Origin of the sequence: Actinomadura sp. 7K507, assembly GCF_004348425.1 — a bacterium.
Taxonomy (GTDB): Bacteria; Actinomycetota; Actinomycetes; order Streptosporangiales; family Streptosporangiaceae; genus Spirillospora.
Window position 1 is genome coordinate 1 of sequence record NZ_SMKK01000400.1, and the last position, 4,801, is coordinate 4,801.

The 4,801-nt window shown below is 67.0% G+C and carries 5 protein-coding genes; all 5 read left to right on the top strand.

Features of this window, described 5'->3' with window-relative positions; all coding sequences use genetic code 11:
• Nucleotides 1-1,134: depupylase/deamidase Dop (dop, locus tag E1285_RS43285; protein ID WP_132160723.1), on the top strand; the 1,134-nt coding region annotated here is incomplete at its 5' end.
• A 284-nt stretch (nt 1,135-1,418) separates the two neighbouring features.
• Nucleotides 1,419-1,628: a ubiquitin-like protein Pup gene (locus E1285_RS43290; protein ID WP_132160724.1), complete on the top strand. Its 210-nt coding sequence runs from the start codon at nt 1,419-1,421 to the stop codon at nt 1,626-1,628.
• A gap of 76 nt (nt 1,629-1,704) precedes the next feature.
• The gene (locus E1285_RS46220; RefSeq protein WP_165967021.1) at nt 1,705-2,847 is read left to right on the top strand and encodes an endonuclease domain-containing protein; all 1,143 of its coding nucleotides are present in this window, start codon (nt 1,705-1,707) and stop codon (nt 2,845-2,847) included.
• A 210-nt stretch (nt 2,848-3,057) separates the two neighbouring features.
• Entirely contained in the window at nt 3,058-3,846 is a 789-nt protein-coding gene (gene prcB, locus E1285_RS43300) for a proteasome subunit beta (protein WP_132160725.1), read from the top strand.
• Nucleotides 3,847-3,867: 21 nt separating this feature from the next.
• Entirely contained in the window at nt 3,868-4,680 is an 813-nt protein-coding gene (prcA, locus tag E1285_RS43305; protein ID WP_207947253.1) for a proteasome subunit alpha, read from the top strand.
• Nucleotides 4,681-4,801: the final 121 nt, after the last annotated feature.

Sequence of the window (4,801 nt, forward strand, 5' to 3'; positions counted from 1 at the left end):
CAACGCGCCGCCATGGTCCCCGGCACCCACCCCATCCAGCTCTACAAGAACAACACCGACAACAAGGGCGCCTCCTACGGCTGCCATGAGAACTACCTCATGCGCCGCGAGACCCCCTTCGCCGACATCGTCCGCCACCTCACCCCCTTCTTCGTCTCCCGCCAGGTCGTCACCGGCGCCGGCCGCGTCGGCATCGGCGTCGACGGCCGCGGCGACGGCTTCCAGATCAGCCAGCGCGCCGACTTCTTCGAAGTCGAGGTCGGCCTCGAGACCACCCTCAAACGCCCCATCATCAACACCCGCGACGAACCCCACGCCGACCCCGAGAAATACCGCCGCCTCCACGTCATCATCGGCGACGCCAACATGGCCGAGCTGTCCACCTACCTCAAGCTCGGCACCACCTCACTCGTCCTCGCCATGATCGAAGACGGCTTCCTCACCGCCGACCTGTCCGTGGACATGCCCGTCGCCGCACTCCGCGCCGTCTCCCACGACCCGTCCTGCAAGCACCTGCTCACCCTCCGCGACGGCCGCAAGATGACCGCCGTCCAGCTCCAGATGGAGTACCTCGAGCAGTCCCGCAAGTACGTCGAGGACCGCTTCGGCTCCGACGTCGACGAGATGACCAAGGACGTCCTCGACCGCTGGGAATCGGTCCTCCACCGCCTCGGCGACGACCCCATGCAGCTCTCCCGCGAACTCGACTGGGTCGCCAAACTCGCCCTCCTGGAGGGCTACCGCACCCGCGACAACATCGACTGGTCCCACTCCCGCCTGCAGCTCATAGATCTGCAGTACGCCGACATCCGGCCCGACAAGGGCCTCTACAACCGGCTCGTCGACCGCGGCCGCATCGAGCGCCTCCTCACCGAACCGGTCGTCGAGGCCGCCATCGACGACCCCCCGGAGGACACCCGCGCCTACTTCCGGGGCCGCTGCCTGCGCCAGTACGCCGACTCCGTCGCCGCCGCCTCCTGGGACTCGGTCATCTTCGACGTCCCGGGCCGCGAGTCACTGCAGCGAGTCCCCACCCTGGAGCCCCTGCGCGGCACCAAGCAGCACGTGGGCCCCCTGCTGGACCGCTGCCGGACGGCGGCGGACCTGGTGGCCACCCTGACCGGCCAGAGCTGACCAGCGGTCTCCCGAGCCCGGACGGTGCGTGAGTGCCGTCCGGGCTCACTTTTGCGGCCATTGGATAGTGTGACAATCGAGTGCGATCGCACCCGCTGACCTGCGCTAACAGGTGAGGTCTCGGTTTCGTGACCAGTATGCCCGTTTCGGTGACCGGCGGACGGGCGATAACCCGAACAAGTCCCCGGCCCCCCGGGACGGAGACGGCGAAACGGTTTCCAAGATCCGCTGGCCGTTGAAGATCGGGGATAGGGTCGGAAGGACCGGCAGAGCGGAGGTACGAGATGGCCACGAAGGACACCGGAGGTCAGAAGCAGACCCCCCGGCGCACGGAAGAGGTCGAGGAGACCGAGGCCACGACCACCGAGGACGTGCAGGAGCGCCAAGAGCAGCTCACCGACGACGTGGACTCAATTCTGGACGAAATAGACGAAGTTCTCGAAGAGAACGCAGAGGACTTCGTACGCGGGTTTGTACAAAAGGGCGGTCAGTGAACAAATCGGACATTTGCCCTATGTAAGGGTTTGACTTTCCTTCGGTCAAGCCCTATAGCCGAATAGCCTGAGAGGTATGAGCGAGGCCGGTAAGGTCTCGCTCATGTCTTCGAAAAGATGTCCAGACTGCGGCGAGACGAAGCCGGCCGCAGAGTTCTGGAAGCTCAAGTCGTCGAAGGATGGCCTGGCCCTTTATTGCAAGGTCTGCTTCGGTCTGCGAAATAGTCGCTCATATCGGAAGAAGCAAGCCAAGCAGGGCAAGGAGACCAAGGTATATCAGAGGCGACGTCAGCTCCCAGAGGGCATGAAATATTGTCCAAGGTGCGAGAGGGTGAAGTCGGTTGACGAGTTCGGGCGTAATCGCTCTGAGGAGTCCGGCATCACCGGCTATTGCCGACCATGCTTTAACACAATCAAGAGGGAGAACAAGGAGCGCAACCACGGCAGCGGGCGGAACTACCTGCTGAAGCTTCGGTACGGCGTCACCGAGGACGAGGTTCGGCAGATGACCGCCGAGCAGGGCGGCATCTGTGTCATCTGCCTCCGCGCGGAGGCGAATCACGTCGACCACGACCACATGACTGGGCTCGTCCGCCGGGTCCTGTGCTTCAAGTGCAACGGCGGCCTCGGGCAGTTCGAGGACGACCCCGGACGCCTGCGTCTCGCGGCCGAGTACCTCGAACTGGAGGGCTCGCACGCGCGGAGGCTGGAGCTCGAGACCGGTGCCCGGGTCTTCGGTGGGCCTGACCGGGTGCGTTCTGATCCGGGCTGGCGGACGCGGTCGGACAGTCTGGGTTCGGCGCGGCATTACCACCTTCGCCAGAAGTACGGGATCAATGACGGGGACGCCGACTGGCTGCTCAAGATGCAGGTCGGCCTCTGTGCCGTCTGCTTCGACTTCCCGGCGAAGCACGTCGACCACGACCATGAGTCCGGTGCCGTACGCGGTATCGCGTGCCATGGCTGTAACACGGGCATGGGCCAGCTCCGCGACGACCCGATCGTGCTTCGCCGCGCGGCGGACTACCTGATGGGCGGCCTGGTGAAGACCGTCCCGGCTCCCGGCGGGGGGACGCGGCTGTCGTTCACCGTTCCGGATATGGACCCGGTGAGGGTTCCGCAAGGCGGCTGGACGGCGTGCTGGGAGGCGGACGGGCGGTACCGGAAGGAGAATCCGGAGCTCGGGGTCCTGCGGGTGGGGCCGGTGTGGGCGGAGTGACGGCGGGGGATGCGGCCGGGGTTCGCCGTGGGCGGACTCGGCGGAGGATCATGCGGCATGCGCGCGGGCGACCTTGAACAGTAGGGTCGTAGTCGTCCAGCGCCGGTGGTGGTTGTGAGGGAGCCGGTGCCATGGTGGAGGGAAGGGAGTCGCGTGGCGTCCCACGAAGCGCACACCGGGCGTCTGCCGGGGTTGTTCGGGAGCCCGGACATGTCGTCGTTCACGGAGTTCCTGGGGGCGTACTCCCCGGGGACGCTGCCCGGCGGGCGGACGCCGCCCGTGTCGCGGGCGGGCGATGAGATCCCGCACGGGACGACGATCGTCGCGGTGGGCCTCCCCGGCGGGGTGGTCATGGCCGGTGACCGGCGGGCGACGGCGGGGAACGTGATCGCGCAGCGGGACATCGAGAAGGTGTTCCGGGCGGACGAGTTCTCGGCGATCGCGATCGCGGGGACGGCGGGCCTCGGCATCGAGATGGTGCGGTTGTTCCAGGTGGAGCTGGAGCATTACGAGAAGCGCGAGGGCCGGACGCTGTCGGTGGAGGGCAAGGCGAACCGGCTGGCGACGATGGTGCGGCAGAACCTGGCGATGGCGATGCAGGGGCTGGCGGTGGTGCCGCTGTTCGCGGGCTATGACGAGGAGCGGGACGAGGGGCGGATCTTCTCCTATGACCCGGCGGGTGGCCGGTATGAGGAGCGGGATTTCTACTCGGTTGGCTCGGGGTCGGTGTTCGCGCGGGGTGCGTTGAAGAAGCTGTACCGGCCGGATCTGTCGGTGGAGGACGCGGGGCTGGTGTGCGTGCAGGCGTTGTACGACGCGGCCGATGACGATTCGGCGACCGGTGGGCCCGATCTGACGCGCCGGATCTTCCCTGTGGTGGCGTCGGTGACGTCGGAGGGGTATCGCCGGCTGGGCGAGGACGAGGTGGGCGCGTTGGCGCAGGCCGTCGTCGACGGACGTTACGACTCGCCGGGCGGTCCGACCGCCCCGCTGCGATAGAAGGGATCCAGACCGGTGTCCATGCCGTTCTATGTGTCGCCCGAACAGCAGATGAAGGACAAGGCGGACTATGCGCGTAAGGGGATCGCGCGTGGCCGCAGTGTCGTGGTGCTGCAGTATGACGACGGCATCCTGTTCGTGGCGGACAATCCGTCGCGGGCGCTGCACAAGATCAGTGAGATCTATGACCGGATCGCGTTCGCGGCGGTGGGGAAGTACAACGAGTTCGAGAATCTGCGGCTGGGCGGGGTCCGGTACGCGGACATCAACGGGTATCAGTACGACCGCCGGGATGTGACGGCGCGGGGTCTGGCGAACGTGTACGCGCAGTCGCTGGGGACGATCTTCACGGAGACGAACAAGCCGTACGAGGTGGAGTTGGTCGTCGCGGAGGTGGGCGATGACGCGGAGACGGATCAGATCTACCGGCTGACGTTCGATGGTTCGGTGGCGGACGAGCACGGTTATGTGGCGATGGGCGGCCAGGCCGATGCGGTGGCGCAGTCGTTGAAGGACGGGTACCGGGAGGGTTCGTCGCTGGTGGAGGCGTTGCGGACGGCGGTGCGTGCGCTGGAGGCGCAGGATTCGGACCGGCATCTGGAGGCGACGTCGCTGGAGGTCGCGGTCCTGGACCGCAATCGTGAGCATCGTCTGTTCAAGCGGCTGGCGGCGGCTCGGATCGGTGATCTGCTGTCGTCGTCGGCGGACGCGGAGGGTGCGTCGGAGGGTTCTTCGGGCGGGAAGGGCGCCGACACGGGTTCGGGGTCGGGTTCGGGTGCGGACACGGGTTCGGGTGCGAAGCCGGAGAAGGGCGCCGGGGGGGACGAGGACTGATCTGCAGGTCGGGGCTTCGCTGGTGGCGGGGTGCCCGGCCGGGTGTGGGCCCGTCGTGGTGGGGTGGTGTTCGCCGTTCTCGCCGTGGCGGGCCTGTCGCGTGTGCGGCGGGGTTCGGTGC

Bases quoted from the DNA above. Each gene is read 5' to 3' on its own strand.
- E1285_RS46220 (WP_165967021.1), top strand. From the start codon at position 1,705: ATGAGCGAGGCCGGTAAGGTCTCGCTCATGTCTTCGAAAAGATGTCCA.
- prcB (WP_132160725.1), top strand. From the start codon at position 3,058: ATGTCGTCGTTCACGGAGTTCCTGGGGGCGTACTCCCCGGGGACGCTG.
- E1285_RS43290 (WP_132160724.1), top strand. From the start codon at position 1,419: ATGGCCACGAAGGACACCGGAGGTCAGAAGCAGACCCCCCGGCGCACG.
- prcA (WP_207947253.1), top strand. From the start codon at position 3,868: ATGCCGTTCTATGTGTCGCCCGAACAGCAGATGAAGGACAAGGCGGAC.